Raw genomic sequence first — 19,307 nt, forward strand, 5'->3', positions numbered from 1 at the left:
CCGTGCAACTGGCATACGCCTTGCCAGTTTTGTCATGCGCTTGTGCGCCTGGCCGCAGGATGCGGTCATCGGAGCTAATGGCAGCGGGCCATTAGCCGACCAACACGTGGAGATAACTATGATCAGTGCCGCTGCAAGTATTCAGGGAGAGCGTGTTAGTCAGCCAGTTGGCGGGTCGACCTCTTTGGTCGACCTCAACACGGTGCGGCCCGTCCCGAGCCACAATCCAAATCGTAAAAAGGTGCTGTTCGTCACTTCCGAATTTGCCGACTTGGTCAAGACCGGCGGCCTGGGCGATGTGTCTGCGGCGCTGCCGCGAGCCATGGCCCATCTGCACGATGTGCGGGTGCTGATCCCCGGTTACCCGCAGGTGATGGAAAGCGATAATCCGATCCATATCATTGGTGAGCTGGGTGGCCACGCCGCGTTGCCGCCGTGCAAGATCGGGCGCATGGACCTCAAGGACGGCCTGGTCATCTATGTATTGATCTGCCCCGAGCTTTACGAACGGGAAGGCACACCCTACGGCGCCAACAACGGCCGCGACTGGCCGGACAACCATATTCGCTTCGCCCGCCTGGGCCTGGCCGCCGCTGACATGGCCGCCAACCTGGCGCAGATCCACTGGTGCCCGGACCTGGTGCACGCCCACGACTGGCCCGCTGGCCTGGCGCCGGCCTATATGCACTGGCGTGGGTCACGCACCCCGACGCTGTTCACCATCCATAACCTGGCCTACCAGGGCGTGATCAGCCTGGCCTCCACGCCTGAGCTGGGGATTCCCCCTCACGCCTTGCAACAGGAAGGCATGGAGTTCTACGGCAAGATGTCGTTCCTCAAGGCCGGCATGGCGTATTCCAGCCATATCACCACCGTGAGCGCCACCTACGCCCGGGAAATCACCACCCCGGAATTCGGCTGCGGCCTTGATGGCTTTTTGGCCAGCAAGACCCAGCAAGGTCTGCTCAGCGGCATTCCCAACGGGATCGAAGACAGCTGGGAAACCTCCACTGACCCGCACCTGACGCACAACTTCAACATCGGCGACTGGGAAGGCAAGGCGGTCAACGCCGCTCAAGTGCGCAACCTGTTCGGTTTGAATGAGTCGACCGGCCCGCTGTTCGCCGTGGTGTCGCGCCTGGTGTTCCAGAAAGGCCTCGACCTCACCGAAGCCGTTGCCAGCTTTATCGTCGAGCAAGGTGGGCAGATCGCTATCATCGGTCGCGGCGAGCCGGAAGAAGAGAACGCCATGCGTGAACTGGCGCTGCGCTTCCCAGGCCAAATCGGCGTGCGCATCGGTTTTAACGAGACCGATGCCCGACGCATGTTCGCCGGCAGCGATTTCCTGTTGATGCCGTCGCGCTACGAGCCCTGCGGTCTCAGCCAAATGTATGCCCAGCGCTTCGGTTCGCTGCCCGTCGCCCGTAACACCGGTGGCTTGGCCGACACCATCGAAAATGGCGTGACCGGATTCCTGTTCAATGAATCCACCGTCGACAGCTACAAAGAAGCCTTGAACCGCGCGTTCAAGGTGTTTGCCTTCCCAGGCCTGCTCAACGCCATGCGCAGCCGGGCGATGACGCAGCCGTTCAACTGGAGCCAGGCGGTGGAACCCTACGCCGAGCTCTACGAACAACTGGTGGCGAAGGCACTGGGGAAATCCGCTAAATAATCGAAGGAAGGTCTCTATAGATGCCGTTACGGACTCTGGAAACCTGGCCCCACGGCGCAATCATGCTGGACGCGCAACACACGCGTTTTGCCTTGTGGGCGCCAGACGCGTTTTATGTCAGCGTTGAATTGGAAGATGGCAAGTCCGTCGCCATGCTGCCTCAGGCAGATGGCTGGTTCGAAACAGAAATCAAGTGCCCTGCGGGCACGCGCTACCGCTACAACATTGACGGAGAAATGGATGTACCCGACCCGGCGTCCAGGGCTCAAGCCTCGGACGTACATGGTTGGAGCCTGGTAGTCGACCCGCTCGCCTATCAGTGGCGACACAGCAATTGGCAAGGCCGCCCCTGGCACGAAGCAGTGATCTACGAACTGCATGTCGGTGCACTGGGCGGTTACGCAGACGTCGAGAAACACCTGCCACGCCTGGCTGAGCTGGGTATCACCGCGATTGAATTAATGCCTTTGGCGCAATTTCCCGGCGAACGCAACTGGGGCTACGACGGGGTCCTGCCCTACGCGCCTCAAGCTTCCTACGGCACCCCCGAACAGCTCAAGCACCTGATCGACAGCGCCCACGAGCATGGCCTGGCGGTGATCCTTGACGTGGTCTACAACCACTTCGGGCCCGACGGCAACTACCTGGGGCAATACGCCAAGGGTTTCTTCCAGGAAGACGTGCACACCCCATGGGGCGCGGGTATCGACTTCGATCGCCGTGAAGTGCGCGACTTCTTCCTGGATAACGCCTTGATGTGGCTGCTCGAATACCGCTTCGACGGGCTGCGCCTGGACGCGGTGCATGCCATCGACAATCCGGAGTTTCTCCAAGAGTTGGCCCACCGGGTTCGCGAACAAGTGGACACGGGTCGGCACGTCTGGCTGACCCTGGAAAACGAACTGAATCAGGCCGGCCTTCTTGAGTACGAGCGCGATTTCGACGCGCAATGGAACGATGACTTCCACAACGTCATGCACGTCTTGCTGACGGGCGAGACGGATGCCTATTACAGCGACTTTGCCCATGACCCTACGGCTAAATTGGCCCGTTGCCTGAGCGAAGGTTTTATCTACCAGGGCCACACCACTCGGCATGGCCATGAGCGCGGTGAACCCAGTGGGCATCTGCCACCGACCGCGTTTGTAGCGTTTTTGCAGAACCACGACCAGATCGGCAACCGCGCTCTGGGCGAACGCTTGCACCAACTCTGCTCGCCCCAGGCGTTGGAGGCCGCGACCGCCCTGCTGTTGCTGTCGCCGATGATTCCGCTGATGTTCATGGGTGACGAGGTGAATGCCAGCGAGCCATTCCTGTTCTTCACCGACCATCACGGCGAGTTGGCCGAAGCGGTACGTGAAGGACGGCGCAGTGAGTTTGCTGACTTCGCCGCGTTCAAGGACCCGGAACGACGTGAACGCATTCCCGATCCCAACGACGCGTCCACCTTTCTACAATCGGCACCGTCGTTTACCGATAACTCACACGCCCAGCTCTACCGCCAACTGCTGAGCCTGCGCCACCATCACATCGTGCCGCACTTGCCGGGCAGCGTGGCACTGGGCGCCGAGGTGTTGGCCGAGGGCGCCGTCACTGCCCGTTGGCGCCTGGGTAACGGCAGCCGGCTGCAGATCGACCTCAACCTGAGCGCCACGGCCCTGGATCATCCGGCGATGGCCCCCGTCCTGTTCGAAACGCCTGCCAACGCCGGCACACACTTGCCGCCGTACAGCGCACGCGTCACCTTATCCCCTGTTGGAGAGCACCCTTGAGCGAAGCGAACCTGGAAATCCTCGCCAGCCGAGCGGGCCTGGCCGTCGATTGGATCGACGCAAACGGTCGCCCGCAACGAGTGAAAGCCGACGCCCTGCGCGCCGTTCTCAAAGGCCTGGGCCACCCGGCCGACAGCGATGCCGAGATCGACGCCAGCCTGTACGAACTGGAGCAGGTGCAACAAGACAAACACCTGCCACCCTTGATGACCATCGACAGCGGCGAAGGGCTGGACCTGGCGCGCTACTTTGAACCGGACACCGCGTGCCGGGTCAGCCTTGAGGACGGCGAAACCCTGGAACTGCGGCTTGATGGCAACGCAGTGCTGCCGGGCATCATTGCCCTCGGCTACCACCACGTGCAGATCGCCGGCCAGACGTTCACCCTGGCCGTCGCCCCCACCCATTGCTACAGCGTGGCCGAAGCCGTTGACACACAACCCGCCCGCGCCTGGGGCGTCAGCGCGCAACTGTATTCCTTGCGCCGCCTGGGTGATGGCGGCTTTGGCGACACCCTGGCCCTGGAGCACCTGGCCCGCTCGGCTGCCGAACGCGGCGCCGACGCCCTGGCGATCAGCCCGATGCACGCGATGTTCAGCGCCGACACCGGGCGCTACAGCCCCTACTCGCCATCGAGTCGCTTGTTCCTCAACGGCTTGTACGCTTCGCCTGGCTGCATCCTGGGTGAGCGCGAAGTGCGCAACGCCATCGAGGCCATCGGCCTGACAGATGAATTGCACGATCTGGAGCAGCACACCCTGATCGACTGGCCCACGGCCGCCAAGGCCAAGCAGCGACTATTGCGTGCACTGTATGAAGACTTCCGTCACGGCCACCACCCACAACACGCCGATTTCCTGAGTTTCCGCCAGGCCGGTGGCGAGGCGCTGGAAAACCACTGCCGCTTCGAAGCCGTGCAAGCCGCACGTGCCGCGAAGGGTGAAGACCTTGACTGGCGCCACTGGCCGCAGGATTGGCGCACGCCCCAGAGCCCAGCCCTGGCGCAGTTCGCCGAAGAAAACCGCGATGAAATCGGCTACTTCGCCTTCAGCCAATGGCTGATCGCCCGTTGCCTTGAGCGCGCACAGCAGGCCGCCCGAGGCAGCGGCATGGGCGTCGGTTTGATCGCCGACCTGGCCGTGGGCGCCGACGGCGGCGGCAGCCAGGCCTGGAGCCGCCAGGATGAGTTGCTCGCCAACCTGACCGTCGGCGCGCCGCCCGACATCCTCAACCGTGCCGGCCAGGGCTGGGGCATATCCGCGTTCTCGCCTGAAGGCCTCAAGCGCCATGGTTTTCGCGCCTTCATCGAAATGCTGCGTGCCAACTTCGCCCACGCTGGCGGCTTGCGTATCGACCATGTGATGGGCCTGCAACGCCTGTGGGTGATCCCCATGGACGCCTCGCCCAGGGACGGCGCCTACCTGTATTACCCGGTGGACGACCTGTTGCGCCTGCTGGCGTTGGAATCCCACCGCCACCAGGCGATTGTGCTCGGTGAAGACCTCGGCACGGTGCCGGATGGCCTGCGCGAAAAACTCATCGCCCGCTCTATTCTGGGCATGCGTGTGTTGCTGTTCGAGCAAAACCACGAAGGCCAGTTCAGGCCGATCCTCGACTGGCCCGACAACGCGCTGGCCACCACCAGCACCCACGACTTGCCTACGCTCAACGGTTGGTGGCACAGCCGTGATATCGACTGGAACATCCAGCTCGGCCTGATCGATGCGCCGACTGTGGAGCAATGGAGCGAACACCGCCTGCGCGAACGCCAGGCACTGCGCCAGGCCTTGAGCCAGGACCCGCAGAATTTCGTCGAAGAAATTCGCAATGAAACCGACCATATGATCGACGCCAGCGTGCGCTACCTCGGCCACACCCGCGCGCCGCTGGTTTTGCTGCCGCTGGAGGACGCGCTGGGCGTCGAAGAACAGCCCAACCTGCCCGGCACCACCGACACCCACCCCAACTGGCGCCGCCGCCTGCCGGGTGAAGCCTCCAGCCTGCTCGACAATGCCGGAGCCGCCCGCCGCCTCGAACTATTGGCCGTCGCGCGCAACCAAGCCTATGAGCGTGACCGATGAAAGCACTGCCCCTGCGCGCCACCCAGCGCCTGCAATTCCATAAAGGTTTTACCCTCGATGATGCGGTGCCCCTGGTGCCGTATTTCGCCCAATTGGGCATCAGTCATCTGTATGCCTCGCCACTGCTCAGCGCCCGCGCCGGGTCCATGCATGGCTACGACGTGGTCGACCCCACCAGCGTCAACCCGGAACTGGGCGGCGAAGCGGCCTTGCGCCGCTTGGTCGCGGCGCTGCGTGAGCACAATATGGGGCTGATCCTCGATATCGTCTCCAACCACATGGCGGTGGGCGGCGCGGATAACCCTTGGTGGCTGGACCTGCTGGAGTGGGGTCGCCTGAGCCCCTACAGCGAGTTCTTCGATATTCAGTGGCATTCGCCCGACCCGTTGCTCAAGGGCCAATTGCTGATGCCATTCCTAGGCAGCGATTATGGCGAAGCCCTGCAGACCGGCGCCCTGACCTTGAAGTTCGACGCCCCCCACGGCGCGTTCTACGTCGAGCATTACGAACACCGCTTCCCGATCTGCCCAAAGGAATACGCAGCGATCCTGGGCACCGGTGAACTGCTCAAGCCCTTGGCGGAGCGCTTTTCCGCCCTTGCCTACCAAGACGACGCCTACCATGAGGCGCAGTGGCTGAAGCAGGCCTTGGCCGAACGTGCCACCGAGGTGTTGCCGGCCATTGAACAACGGCTGGCCGAGTTCGACGGGCGCCAACCCGAGGGCTTCAACCGCCTGCATCAGTTGCTCGAACAACAGGCCTACCGCCTGGCCAGCTGGCGCACCGCTGCGGACGATATCAACTGGCGTCGTTTCTTCGATGTCAACGAACTCGGCGGCCTGCGCGTAGAACGCACTGCGGTGTTCGAAGCCACCCACGGCAAAATCTTCGAACTGATCAGCGAAGGCCTGGTAGATGGCCTGCGCATCGACCATATCGACGGCCTGGCCGACCCGCGCGGTTACTGCCGCAAGCTGCGCCGCCGCGTCGATTCGCTGTCGCCAGAGCGGCATCTGCCGATCTTTGTGGAAAAAATCCTCGGAGATGGCGAAACCCTGCGTGAAGACTGGCAAGTGGACGGCACCACCGGCTACGAATTCATGAACCAGCTCTCGCTGCTGCAACATCACCCGGACGGCTTTGAGCCGTTGGCCGACTTGTGGACGCGCCACAGCGAACGGCCTTCGGCCTTCATTGAGGAAGCCCGACTGGCGCGCCAGCAAATCCTCAACGGTTCACTCGGCGGCGACTTTGAAAGCGTGGCGCGCGCGCTGCTGCAAGTGGCCCGCGACGATGTGATGACCCGCGACCTGACCCTGGGCGCGATCCGCCGTGCCTTGCAGGAACTGATCGTGCACTTCCCGGTGTACCGCACCTACATCAGTGCCCGTGGGCGCAGCGCCGCCGACGACAAGGTATTCCAGCAAGCCATGGAGGGCGCTCGCACGACCCTGGGTGAAGGCGACTGGCCAGTACTCGAGCATCTGGAGAAATGGCTGGGCGGCCAGCCATGGCGCAATCGGCCTGTGGGCCGTGAACGCAAGATCCTCAAGCATGCCTGCGTGCGCTTCCAGCAACTGACGTCGCCCGCGGCCGCCAAGGCCGTGGAAGACACGGCGTTCTATCGTTCGGCGGTATTGCTATCGCGCAATGACGTGGGCTTCAGCACTGAGCAGTTCAGCGCGCCGTTGGCCGATTTTCATGCGGTCAACGGGCAACGCTTGCAGAGCTTCCCCGACAACCTGCTGGCCACCGCCACCCACGACCACAAGCGCGGCGAAGACACGCGCGCGCGCCTGGCGGTGATCAGCGAGTGCGCGCCGTGGTACGTCGAGCAAGTGGAGCACTGGCGCACCCTCGCCGCCCCGTTGCGTACCGATGCAAACACGCCGTCAGCCGGCGATGAATTGATCCTCTACCAGGCACTGCTGGGCAGTTGGCCGCTGGACCTGGCCGCCGACTTCGAGGGTTACCAGCAGCGCCTGTGGCAGTGGCAACAAAAAGCCCTGCGCGAAGCCAAGTTGCAGAGCAGCTGGAGCGCGCCCAACGAGGCCTATGAACAAGGCGTCGAGGCATTCCTGTCGCGGCTGTTGCTCAGCGACGAAGGCCACCCATTGCGCACCGCTATCGGTAACGCCGCCCAGGCAATTGCCCCAGCCGGCGCGTTGAATGGCCTGGCGCAATCCTTGCTTCGCATCACTGTGCCGGGTGTGCCGGACCTGTACCAGGGCGATGAGTTCTGGGACTTCAGCCTGGTGGACCCGGACAACCGCCGCCCGGTGGATTTCAATGCACGGCAACACGCATTGGATACACCACCGGACATTGGCGAACTGCTGTTCAACTGGCGCGACGGGCGTATCAAACAGGCGCTGATTGCTCAGGTGCTGGCCGTGCGCAAGGCCCATCCCGAGCTGTTCCGCAGCGGCACCTACACACCGCTGGACGTGGTTGGCAAGCACGCTGAACGGGTGGTCGCGTTCTGTCGTGAACACCTGGGCAAACGCCTGCTGGTGGTGGTGCCACGCTGGCCCCATCGCTTGCTTGAAAACGGTGTGCATCCCCAGATCAATGCGCAGGTTTGGGGCGATACGCGGGTGAAATTACCGTTCGCCGCGACAACCCAAAACTGGAAGGGACTTTTTCATACAGGCGCAGTCACACCAGACAAGGAGCTGTTGGTTAGCACTGCCCTGGGGGATTTCCCGGTCAATGTCTTTATCAATCCTGATGATCAAGAAAGCTGAAAATTTTCTGCGAGGAGCATTGTGATGAGTACTGAAGACAAACGCATACGCGAGCTGGCGCATCAGATCTGGGAGTCCGAAGGCAAACCCCACGGTGAAGATGCGCGGCACTGGGAAATGGCGCGCAAGCTGGCGGAAGCCGAAGCGTTGACGCCAAGCAAGCCAAAGGCGGGGGCCAAGCCCAAGACAAGCGCGCCTAAACCGTCGCCAAAAGCCAAGCCGCCAGCACCAGCGGCCAGCAAGCCAGCACCAGCGGCCGCTAAAAAGCCGCCGGCGCCGAAGAAGCCCAAGCCTTGACCTCACACCTCTTGCCGGCGCCGTCGGCAAGAGGTGATTTCTTATTCCAAATTGTCAGCTGAAATCTCGTCAGCAGGGCCGCGTTCGGCCTGAAAAAAGACCCTTGCAGGAGCAACACAATGAGCAAACCCGATAAAACCTCACCGACGCCGGACAGCGAACCGTCGCGGATTCGTGAAGGTTTGCCCTTCCCACTTGGCGCGACCTGGGACGGTCTGGGCGTCAACTTTGCACTGTTCTCGGCAAATGCCACCAAGGTTGAGCTGTGCCTGTTCGATGACACCGGTGAGGTGGAGCTTGAGCGTATTGAACTGCCGGAATACACCGACGAAATCTTCCACGGTTACCTGCCCGACGCCCACCCCGGGCTGATTTACGGCTACCGTGTCTACGGTGCATACGACCCGGCCAACGGCCACCGCTTCAACCACAACAAATTGCTGATCGACCCCTATGCCAAACAGCTGGTGGGCGAACTCAAATGGTCGGAGGCGCTGTTCGGCTACACCATCGGCCACCCCGACGACGACCTCAGCTTCGACGAACGCGACAGCGCGCCCTTCGTGCCCAAGTGCAAGGTCATCGACCCGGCACACACCTGGGGCAACGACCAGCCGGTGCGTGTGCCGTGGGACCGTACGATCATTTATGAAACCCACTTGCGCGGCATCAGCATGCGCCACCCTTCCGTGGGCGAATCCGTGCGCGGCACCTGCGCCGGTCTTATGGAAGATGATGTACTCAAGCACATCCGCCAGTTGGGCATTTCCTCTGTCGAATTGCTGCCGGTACACGCATTTGTCAACGACCAGCATCTGCTGGAAAAGGGCATGACCAACTACTGGGGCTACAACAGCATCGCGTTTTTCGCCCCGGACCCGCGCTACCTGGCCAGCGGCAAGATCGCCGAGTTCAAGGAGATGGTCGCGCACCTGCATGAACAGAAGCTCGAGGTGATCCTCGATGTGGTCTACAACCACACCGCCGAAGGCAACGAACGCGGCCCGACCCTGTCCATGCGTGGCATCGACAACGCCTCGTACTACCGCCTGATGCCGGATGACAAACGTTTCTACATCAATGATTCCGGCACCGGTAATACCCTGGACCTGAGCCACCCGTGCGTGCTGCAGATGGTCACTGACTCGCTGCGCTACTGGGCGACAGAGATGCACGTCGACGGTTTCCGCTTCGACCTGGCGACCATCCTCGGGCGCTATCGCGACGGTTTCGACGAGCGCCACAGCTTCCTCGTGGCCTGCCGCCAGGACCCGGTGCTGCGCCAGCTGAAAATGATCGCCGAGCCTTGGGACTGCGGCCCTGGTGGCTACCAAGTGGGCAATTTCCCGCCGGGCTGGGTGGAATGGAATGACCGCTTCCGCGATACCGTGCGCGCGTTCTGGAAAGGTGATGACGGCCAGTTGGCGGATTTCGCCGCACGCATGACCGCGTCGGGCGAGATGTTCAATCATCGCGGCCGTCGCCCTTACAGCTCGGTGAATTTCATCACCGCGCACGATGGTTTCACCTTGCACGACCTGGTGTCGTACAACGACAAACACAACGAAGCCAACGACGAGAACAACCAGGACGGCAGCAACAACAACCTGTCGTGGAACCATGGCGTCGAAGGCCCGACCGAAGATCCCGAGATCAACGCACTGCGCCTGCGCCAGATGCGTAACTTCTTCGCAACGCTGCTGTTGTCACAAGGCACGCCGATGCTCGTGGCCGGGGACGAATTTGCCCGCACTCAGCACGGCAACAATAATGCCTACTGCCAGGACAGCGAGATCGGCTGGGTCAACTGGGATTTGGACGACGACGGAAAGGCGCTGCTCAAGTTTGTAAAACGCCTGATCAAGCTACGCTTGGCCTACCCGATCCTGCGTCGCGGGCGCTTCCTGGTCGGCGATTACAACGAAGATATCGGCGTGAAGGACGTGACGTGGCTATCGCCAGATGGCACCGAGATGAGCACCGAGCAGTGGGAAGACAGCCACGGTCGCTGCCTGGGCATGTTGATGGATGGCCGCGCCCAGGAAACCGGGATTCGCCGTGCCGGCGCCGATGCGACCTTGCTGCTGGTGGTGAACGCCCACCACGACATGGTCAATTTCCGCCTGCCGCCAGTGCCCGAGGGTGAGTTCTGGACCTGCATGCTCGACACCAACGAGCCTGCGGTGCGTGGCCAGGAACGTTTCGACTTTGAACATGAATACGCGGTGACCGGCCGCTCGCTGCTACTGTTTGAGCTGCAGCACGAAGACGAGGTGTGAGATGGCGTTGCATGGATTCCTTCAAGGCAACCGGGGCTATGCGAACACGCAAGCCCTGGGCGCCGCCCTGAAGGCGCTTCAGGAAGAAGGCCTGGACCAACTGCCGTTGCCCGGCAGCGGCCAGACGTTGGAACGGTTCAGCCGCTTGGCGCAGGTGGCAGGTCACGACCTGCGCCTGTGCAAGCTGTTTGAAGGCCATACCGATGCCCTGGCAATTATCGCCGAGCTCGACAGCCCCTTGCCGCCCTTGGGCAGTACGTGGGGTATGTGGGCGGCCGAACCACCCACGGCCAAGGTGCATGTGCGCAAAGAGGACCATCGCCTGATCGTGCAAGGGCGTAAGGCCTGGTGCTCCGGCGCCGCGGTGGTCAGCCACGGGTTGTTGACGGCCTGGGACGAAGAGGATCGCCAGCAGTTGGTGGCGGTGCACATGGACCAACCCGGCATCACTGTGACTGACGAGGGCTGGAATGCCGTGGGCATGGCGGCCACCGGCAGCGTGGAAGTCGTGTTTGATGGGGCCTGGGGGCTTGCCGTGGGCGGCCCCGGTGATTACCTCGCCCGTCCTGGTTTCTGGCAAGGCGGGATTGGCATTGCGGCCTGCTGGTACGGCGCGGTGCAACGCCTGGCGGAAGTCCTGCGTGAACAATGCAATAAACGCCCGGAACCGCATGCCCTCGCCCACCTAGGCGCCGTCGACAGTGCATTGAACAGTGCCGCCTGCGTGCTGCGCGCCAGTGCCGAACACGTCGACCGCGAACCGCAGGCTGACGCCAGGGCGTTGGCCCAACAGACGCGCGCCTGCATCGAAGACACGGTTGAGCAAGTGATTCGCCACGTTGGTCGCGCGGTCGGTGCGGGCCCCTATTGCAAGGACCCGCACTTCGCCCAGTTGATGGCGGACCTGCCGGTGTATATGCGCCAAAGCCATGCCGAGCGCGACTTGGCCGGTCTTGGCGAACTGGCCGCCGGCGCCCCCACAGGCAGGTGGCAGCTATGAAAGCCAATCCGATTGTTGGCCAGGGTACGCCGCTGCAACACTGGCAGGCGTCGCCGAAAATGGCCGAGTTGCCACAGATCAGCGTCGAGCAGTTGGTGCCGGAAGGCCATCGTGCGGTGATCATTGCGCCGCATCCGGATGACGAAGTGCTGGGTTGCGGCGGGCTGATGCAGGGTTTGGCGGCGCTGGGCCGGCCGATCCAGTTGATTTCAGTCACCGATGGCAGCGCCAGTCATCCCGGTTCGCAACGTTGGCCAGTTGAGCGCTTGAGCGTGGTGCGCCCCCAGGAGTCAGCACAGGCCCTGCATCGTCTGGGCCTGCCTGCCCACAGCTTGAAATGGCTGCGCGCGGGCTTTAGCGACAGCAAGGTCGCGGCCCGCGAGGACGAACTCGCTGCGTTTATCCAGCGCTACCTCAAACCCAACGACGTCGTGTTCACCACTTGGCGCGAAGACGGCCATTGCGACCATGAGGCCGTTGGCCGTGCCAGCGCCAAGGCATCCGAGGGCGTGGGCGCAACCCTGTATGAGGTGCCCGTATGGACATGGCACTGGGCAACCCCCGAAAACAGCCTGGTGCCCTGGCATCGCGCGCGCAAGATCCCGCTGAGCTGCGAAGCCATCGCCCGCAAGCGCCACGCCATCCATGCCTTCGCCAGCCAGTTGGAAGGCGACCCGCAGGTCGGCCTCGCGCCGGTGCTCGCGCCCTATGTGGTGGAGCGCTTGTTGCAGCCTTTTGAAGTGGTGTTCGTATGAGTGTGGCCACGCCTTACTTCGACCAGTTGTTCGCCGAGAACGACGACCCCTGGGCGTTTCGCCAACGCTGGTACGAGCGACGCAAACGCGCACTGACCCTGGCGATACTCACGCGGCCGCGCTACGCCTCGGTGTTCGAGCCCGGTTGCGCAAATGGCGAGCTGAGCTTCGAGCTGGCGCCACGTTGTGACCGCCTGTTGTGTTGCGACACCGCCGCCGCCGCCGTGGCGCTGGCGAGTAGCCGCCTGTTGGGTTTCCCGCATGCACAAGTGCGACAGAGTCGCTTGCCCGAACAGTGGCCCACCGGCCAGTTCGAGCTGATCGTATTGAGCGAGCTGTGCTACTACCTTGACGCAGATGACCTGAGTGAGTTGATCGATCGCGCCCGCGCCTCGCTTACCGACGACGGCCAAGTGCTGGCCTGCCACTGGCGCCCGCCTATCGAAGGTTGCCCGCAGACTGCCGAGCAGGTGCACGCGCTGCTCCAGCAGCGCCTGGACATGCCGCGGATCGCAAGCCATCACGAACACGACTTTCTTCTTGATCTATGGAGCCGCGATGGCACCTCGGTCGCCACCCTTGAGGGCTTGCGATGATCGGCATTCTGATCCCGGTACATAACGAAGAGGCGTTGCTGGGCGACTGCCTTGAAGCGGCGCTGATCGCGGCTGGCCACCCCGGATTGATGGGCGAAGCAGTCACTATCCTGGTCGTGCTCGACAGTTGCAGCGATGGCAGTGCCGCCATTGCCCAGGCCTACCCGGTGCAGTACCTCGAAGCCCAGGCGCGCAATGTGGGGCATGTGCGCGGCGTTGGCGCGCGCCACCTGCTCAATCAGGGCGCGCGCTGGATCTCCTGCACGGACGCCGACAGCCGGGTTGCCCCGGACTGGCTGGTGGCGCAGCTGGCGCTGGGGGTGGATGCGGTGTGCGGCACTGTCACGGTGGACGCCTGGAGCGAAGATTTCGACCCCGCTGCACAAATTCGTTATCTGCAAGGTTATGAGGCCCGTGACGGTCATCGGCACATCCACGGTGCCAACCTGGGCGTGAGCGCTGGCGCTTATGTCCGCGCCGGCGGTTTCGAACCGCTGGCGTGCCATGAAGATGTCCAGTTGGTGCGCAACCTTGAGCGGTGCGGCGCCTCCATCGCCTGGAGCCATACGCCGCAAGTGATCACCAGTGCGCGCCTGGACGCCCGCGCACAAGGCGGGTTTGGCGATTATTTGAAGAGTTTGATGCACGCCACTTAAAAAACGACGTTGCTGAATGTAAAAACGACCAATCCTTGTCTATGCTGAGGACGCCTTGCTGGTATTCCACGGTTGGAGTGCCATGCAGCCACTGCGGCGGAGCCTGTGGTGGGTATAAGAGAGTCGTCCCGCCCACGGGGCACGACCCACAGCATCAATCGACAAGGATGTAACACCCCATGAAGCTTGCTTCCTTAAGCGACGGCCGTTGCGGTACGGCGCAAATCTGGAACAGCGCCCCGCAGCTGGCGCAAATCCTTCCGATCACCGCGTCCTCACTGGTACCCGCTGGCGCGCGCGTGGTCATCATCGCCCCGCATCCCGGCGACGAAGTGCTGGCCTGTGGCGGCTTGCTGCAGTTGCTCAGTACCCTGGAACACCCGCTGCAACTGATCTCCATCACCGACGGCAGTGCCAGCCACCCGGGGTCCAACATATGGCCGGCGAGCCGCTTGAGCGTGGTGCGCCCGCAGGAAAGCGTCGAAGCCCTGCGCCGCCTGGGCATGCCGTTGCACAGCCTGAAGTGGATACGTGGCGGGTTCTGCGATACCGCCCTCGCCGCCCGGGAAGTACAACTTAGCCAGTTCATCGCGCGTTACCTGCAGCCTGGCGACGCGGTGTTCAGCACCTGGCGCAATGACGGCAATGCCGACCATGACGCAGTCGGCCGTGCCAGCGCCAAGGCGTGCAGCCTGGTCGGAGCGCAGCTGCATGAATTGCCGATCTGGGCCTGGCACTGGCCCGCCCGAGAGGGGGCGATCATCCCCTGGCAACGGGCGCGCAAAGTGCGTCTGGACAGCTGGAGCGTGGCGCGCAAACTCCATGCCGTCCACGCCTATGCCAGCCAGTTGGCCGGCGACCCGGAAATCGGCCTGGCGCCCATGCTGGCCCAGGTGCTGCTGGAGCGTATGCGCGAGCCTTATGAGATCGTGCTGTCGTAAAACCTCACCTGGCCATTCCTGTTGTGTTTGATGCTTGTTGAGTGTGAGGGTCGGATTGCAGGCTTGTATCGCAGTGTGTACAGAGCCCATGGCGATACACCGGCTTTAACCCGGCGGGTTTCCTGAAACAGGCCAGATACAGCCCGGCGTTTCACTGAGCACCCGGCACACATCAAGCCGCAGGAGGCTCGCCATGCACGCTCAGTTGAATCGCCGCTCCAAACGCCACCCTCTTTTCCTGACCTTTGCCCTGTTGCCGTTCGGCGTCCTGGGCATGGCTCACGCGGAAATGCCCGAGGCGCCTATTCGGGCCGTCGCCAGCACTCAGACGGCCTTAGGGGCCCTCAAGCACGTCAACGCCGGCCTGCTGGACGTGGCCTATGCCGAAGTCGGCCCGGCGACCGGCCCAGTGGTGATCCTGCTACATGGCTGGCCCTACGACATTGACAGCTACGCCCAGGTGGCGCCGTTGCTGGCGGCCAAGGGTTATCGCGTGCTGATCCCTTACGCCCGCGGTTATGGCGACACGCGTTTTCTCTCGGATAAAACCCTGCGTAACGGCCAACCGGCCGCACTGGCCAGTGATGTGATCGACTTCATGGACGCGCTGAAGATCAAGCAAGCCGTGCTCGGCGGTTATGACTGGGGCGCCCGCTCGGCAGACATCGTTTCCGCGCTGTGGCCTGAGCGGGTCAAAGCGCTGGTGTCGGTCAGCGGTTACCTGATCGGCAACCAGGCGGCGGGCAAAACCCCTTTGCCGCCTAAAGCCGAGCTGCAATGGTGGTACCAGTTTTACTTTGCCACCGAACGCGGCGCGGATGGCTACCAGAAAAACACACACGACTTCGCCAAACTGATCTGGCAGCTGGCCTCACCGCACTGGACGTTCGATGACGCCACGTTCGAGCGCAGCGCCAAAGGCCTGGAGAACCCGGATCACGTGGCGATCACCGTGTTCAACTACCGCTGGCGCCTGGGCCTGGTCCAGGGCGAACCCCAATACGAACCGCTGGAGCAGAAACTCGCCCAGGCGCCATCGATTGGCGTGCCGACCATCACCCTCGAAGGTGACGCCAACGGCGCGCCGCACCCGGCCCCCGGCGACTACGCCAAGCGCTTTACCGGCAAGTATGCGTTTCGCCTGATCAATGGTGGCGTTGGCCACAACCTGCCGCAGGAAGCGCCCGAGGCGTTTGCCAAGGCCGTCATTGATGCGGATCACCTGTGACCGAGTGTGTCGCCTTCATCCAATGGGCACCCTTGAAGCGCGAAAACTGGTAAGCGATCCCCAGCCAGATAAACCAGGCCGGCATCACGTACAGCGCCAAGCGTGTATCCGGCCGCAGCGCCAACAGGCCGAGTACAAACGCGAGAAACGCCAGGGAAAACCAGGCCATCGGCACACCACCAGGCATCTTGTAGATGGATTTCGCGTGCAGGTCCGGGCGTTTTTTACGGTAGGCGATGTAGGACGCGAGGATGGTCGACCACGTGAAAATCACCAGGATCGCTGACACCGTGGACACAATGGTGAAGGCGGTCATCACCTCGGGTACCACAAACAGCAATACCAGCCCCAATAGCATCAGCAGGGTGGTAAACGCCAGGCTGATAAACGGCACGCTGCTGTTCGACAACCGCCCAAAAATGCCCGGGGCATCCCCCAGGTCGGCCAACCCGAACAGCATGCGGCTGGCCGAAAATACGCCACTGTTGGCCGATGACGCCGCCGAGGTGAGTACCACGAAATTCACAATGCCCGCAGCGGCCGGAAAACCTGCGACCAGGAACAACTCAACAAACGGGCTTTTGCTCGGCGAGACTTGCTGCCACGAGGTCACGGCGATGATGCACGCCAGGGCCAGCACGTAGAACAGGATGATGCGCAGCGGGATCGAGTTGATCGCCTTGGGCAACGTGCGCTCTGGCGAGCGGGTTTCGGCGGCGGCCGTGCCAATCAGTTCGGTGCCGGCGAAAGAAAAAATCGCCATCTGGAAGCCGGCAAAAAAGCCGAACAGGCCATTGGGAAACGCTGCCTGTTTGTCCAGCAAATGGGTCAGCGAAGCCGTGACGCCGGTCGGCGAGACAAACGAGCTGGCGATCAGCACCACACTCACGCCAATCAAGGTCACCACGGCGATGATTTTGATGATCGCGAACCAGAACTCCACTTCGCCAAACAGCTTGACCGTCAGCACGTTCAGCGCGAACAGCGTGAGCAACATACCCACCGCTGGCATCCACGCCGGCACATCCGGAAACCAGTACTGGAAGAAGCCGCCGACCACCACAGCATCCCCCACCACCGCTACGCTCCAGCTCAACCAGTACGACCAGCCGAGAAAGAACGCCGCGCGCGGCCCCAGGTACGCCCCGGCAAAGTCGGCGAAGCTCTTGAAGTTGAGGTTGGACAGCAGCAGCTCGCCCATGGCGCGCATCACGAAATACACGAACAGCCCAATGATCATGTAGATCAGGATGATCGAGGTGCCGGACAGCGCAATGATCTTGCCGGAGCCCATGAACAGGCCAGTGCCGATCGCACCGCCCATGGCCATCAACTGGATATGGCGGTTGCTCAGGGTACGTTGCAACGCAGGCTTTTCATAAAGCCCGGGCGTGGTTGTTTTCATCACAAAACCTCTTGTTATGTTTTTGAGTTTTGGCAGAAGAAAAGTCGACGGTTGTTGTTATTGGGTTTTGCTTTCGAAACCGTGCAGCACGTTGACGGCATTGATGCCGATTTCATCGACCATGTAGCCGCCTTCCATCACGAACAGCGTGGGCACGCCAACGCTGGCGATGATTTCGCCCATGCCGAGGAAGTCTTGGCTGTCGAGGAGGAAGTGGCTGATGGGGTCGTCCTTGAAGGTGTCGACACCGAGGGAGATAACCAGCACCTCGGGTGCAAAACGGCGCAGTTGTTGGCAGGCGTCGACAAGGGCGGTTCGGTAGTGGTCCCACGTGGTGTTTTTGGGCAACGGGTAATTCAGGTTGAAGCCCTCCCCCGCACCTGCGCCGCGCTCACTGCTGGCACCGGAGAAATACGGATAGGACACCGCCGGGTCGCCATGCAGGGAAATGAACATCACGTCCGGACGGTCGTAAAAAATATTCTGCGTGCCGTTGCCGTGGTGAAAATCCACATCCAGCACCGCCACGCGCTTGGCGCCTTTAGTGATGGCTTGCTGCGCGGCAATCGCGGCGTTGTTGAGGTAGCAATAGCCGCCCATGTATTCACGCGCCGCGTGATGGCCCGGTGGGCGGCACAGCGCGAAGGCGCTGTAATGGCCTTCATCCAACAGTGCCAGGCCGGTCAAGGCGATATCGGCGCTGGTTTTTACCGCCTCCCACGTAGTGCGGGTAATCGGCGAGCCGGCGTCCATGGCGAAGAAACCCAACTTGCCATCGATGAAATCCGGCACTTGTTGGTTGGCCAAGTCCCGGACCGGCCACACCAGGGGCAGTGCGTCATGGCTGCGGCCGATGGCGGTCCATTCGGCCCAGGCAGTTTCGAGGAATGCCACGTAGCGCTCGCTGTGGGCGTTGACATAACAGGCCCGGTCAAAGCGCCGCGGTACGATGATATCGCCCAGGCCAACCTGCCTGACGCGGTCACGCACGGTGTCGGCGCGGCTCGGTTGTTCGAACGAGGGTTTGAGCACGCCGTCCTTCAGTTCGGTGCCATGGTGCAAACGGTGGGCTTCGCTAAAAACAGTCAGCATGTGGGTCATCCGCCAGTAAAAGACAGGGTCTATTTTGTTCTGGCTACGCCGGGCTTTCTTTGCTTTTACTTACGGCACTGTTAGCTTTATCGGGAATATTTACCTCCACGGCTCACGATTATGAAAAATAAAACCAAACAGGTCGCTCTTGATGACACTGATCTCGCCATCCTCGCCCTGCTGCAGGAAGACGCCAGTATTTCCAACGCTCAACTGAGCGAGCGGTTATCCCTGAGCCTCACGCCCTGCTGGCGCCGACGCAAACGCCTGGAAGAAGAAGGCGTGATCAAGGACTACCAGGCCAACCTCGATCGCAAGATGCTCGGGCTGGACATCATGGCCTTTGTGCATGTGCGTTTCGCCATCCATACCGACCATGCGCCTGACGCTTTCGAGGCGGTGGTGAAAGAGCTGCCGCAGGTATTGTCGTGCCACAAAATCACGGGGGATGCGGATTACCTGTTGCAAGTGCTGGCGGAAGATCTGGACAGCTACAGCGAGTTTGTCGAGAGCGTGCTAAGGCGCCAACTGGGGATTGCTTCGATCCAGTCCAGCCTGGCGTTGCGAGAGGTGAAGGCGACAAGCCGGGTGGCCATTCCCAAGCGCGACTGAGCGGCCCTACCTGGGGGTGCGTTTGGAGATTGATGGCTAAACGCCCCATCCGCCACATGTGAAAAATTCGTTAACTAATTCTCCCTGAAGGCTTTTTCCTCCCGACTCAATCTGCCAAACTTATGCGAATAATTATCAACATCTTTATTATTCGCCACGGACGGCATTCGGGGA

General features: G+C 62.1%; 15 protein-coding genes. 13 read left to right on the plus strand and 2 right to left on the minus strand.

Annotated features, from left to right (window positions below):
• The first annotated feature begins 118 nt into the window (after positions 1-118).
• The 12 genes from glgA to JBO08_RS07380 all read left to right on the plus strand — a co-directional run bounded on the left by glgA (position 119) and on the right by JBO08_RS07380 (position 16,024).
• Complete coding sequence (glgA, locus tag JBO08_RS07325) at positions 119-1,672, plus strand: glycogen synthase GlgA (RefSeq protein WP_083207047.1); 1,554 nt, start codon at positions 119-121, stop codon at positions 1,670-1,672.
• A 20-nt stretch (positions 1,673-1,692) separates the two neighbouring features.
• Positions 1,693-3,444 (plus strand): malto-oligosyltrehalose trehalohydrolase, encoded by a 1,752-nt coding sequence (treZ, locus tag JBO08_RS07330; protein ID WP_220074250.1) that lies wholly within the window; start codon positions 1,693-1,695, stop codon positions 3,442-3,444.
• On the plus strand, positions 3,441-5,525 hold the full coding sequence (malQ, locus tag JBO08_RS07335) for a 4-alpha-glucanotransferase (protein ID WP_065909454.1): 2,085 nt from the start codon (positions 3,441-3,443) through the stop codon (positions 5,523-5,525). Before treZ ends, malQ begins: the two co-directional genes overlap by 4 nt.
• Positions 5,522-8,272, plus strand: coding sequence for a malto-oligosyltrehalose synthase (locus JBO08_RS07340; protein WP_220074249.1), 2,751 nt, complete (start codon positions 5,522-5,524; stop codon positions 8,270-8,272). Before malQ ends, JBO08_RS07340 begins: the two co-directional genes overlap by 4 nt.
• A gap of 24 nt (positions 8,273-8,296) precedes the next feature.
• Positions 8,297-8,569, plus strand: a complete 273-nt coding sequence (locus JBO08_RS07345; protein ID WP_220074248.1) for a DUF2934 domain-containing protein — start codon at positions 8,297-8,299, stop codon at positions 8,567-8,569.
• A 119-nt stretch (positions 8,570-8,688) separates the two neighbouring features.
• Positions 8,689-10,848 carry a glycogen debranching protein GlgX gene (glgX, locus tag JBO08_RS07350; protein ID WP_065880589.1) on the plus strand — a complete coding sequence of 720 codons (2,160 nt, stop codon included), beginning with the start codon at positions 8,689-8,691 and terminating at the stop codon, positions 10,846-10,848.
• 1 nt (position 10,849) lies between these two features.
• Positions 10,850-11,848 (plus strand): acyl-CoA dehydrogenase family protein, encoded by a 999-nt coding sequence (locus tag JBO08_RS07355; protein WP_220074247.1) that lies wholly within the window; start codon positions 10,850-10,852, stop codon positions 11,846-11,848.
• Positions 11,845-12,603, plus strand: coding sequence for a PIG-L deacetylase family protein (locus JBO08_RS07360; protein ID WP_220074246.1), 759 nt, complete (start codon positions 11,845-11,847; stop codon positions 12,601-12,603). Before JBO08_RS07355 ends, JBO08_RS07360 begins: the two co-directional genes overlap by 4 nt.
• Entirely contained in the window at positions 12,600-13,199 is a 600-nt protein-coding gene (locus JBO08_RS07365) for an SAM-dependent methyltransferase (RefSeq protein WP_065872951.1), read from the plus strand. Before JBO08_RS07360 ends, JBO08_RS07365 begins: the two co-directional genes overlap by 4 nt.
• Complete coding sequence (locus JBO08_RS07370; protein ID WP_220074245.1) at positions 13,196-13,855, plus strand: glycosyltransferase family 2 protein; 660 nt, start codon at positions 13,196-13,198, stop codon at positions 13,853-13,855. Before JBO08_RS07365 ends, JBO08_RS07370 begins: the two co-directional genes overlap by 4 nt.
• Before the next feature lie 179 nt (positions 13,856-14,034).
• Positions 14,035-14,796, plus strand: coding sequence for a PIG-L deacetylase family protein (locus JBO08_RS07375; protein ID WP_065872949.1), 762 nt, complete (start codon positions 14,035-14,037; stop codon positions 14,794-14,796).
• Between the two features lie 193 nt (positions 14,797-14,989).
• The gene (locus JBO08_RS07380; protein WP_065880592.1) at positions 14,990-16,024 is read left to right on the plus strand and encodes an alpha/beta fold hydrolase; all 1,035 of its coding nucleotides are present in this window, start codon (positions 14,990-14,992) and stop codon (positions 16,022-16,024) included.
• On the opposite strand, the gene JBO08_RS07385 is transcribed toward JBO08_RS07380, so the two are convergent.
• A complete protein-coding gene (locus JBO08_RS07385) occupies positions 16,002-17,429 on the minus strand; it encodes an amino acid permease (RefSeq protein ID WP_049713116.1) in 1,428 nt (475 codons plus the stop codon). The two genes, JBO08_RS07380 and JBO08_RS07385, sit on opposite strands and share 23 nt — an antisense overlap.
• Before the next feature lie 57 nt (positions 17,430-17,486).
• A complete protein-coding gene (locus tag JBO08_RS07390) occupies positions 17,487-18,521 on the minus strand; it encodes a histone deacetylase family protein (protein WP_065945445.1) in 1,035 nt (344 codons plus the stop codon).
• A 120-nt stretch (positions 18,522-18,641) separates the two neighbouring features.
• Between JBO08_RS07390 and JBO08_RS07395 the strand changes: the two genes are divergently transcribed.
• The gene (locus JBO08_RS07395; RefSeq protein ID WP_049713114.1) at positions 18,642-19,133 is read left to right on the plus strand and encodes an Lrp/AsnC family transcriptional regulator; all 492 of its coding nucleotides are present in this window, start codon (positions 18,642-18,644) and stop codon (positions 19,131-19,133) included.
• Positions 19,134-19,307: the final 174 nt, after the last annotated feature.

It is taken from the genome of Pseudomonas sp. LAP_36 (assembly GCF_019456785.1).
GTDB classification, from domain to species: Bacteria; Pseudomonadota; Gammaproteobacteria; order Pseudomonadales; family Pseudomonadaceae; genus Aquipseudomonas; species Aquipseudomonas tritici.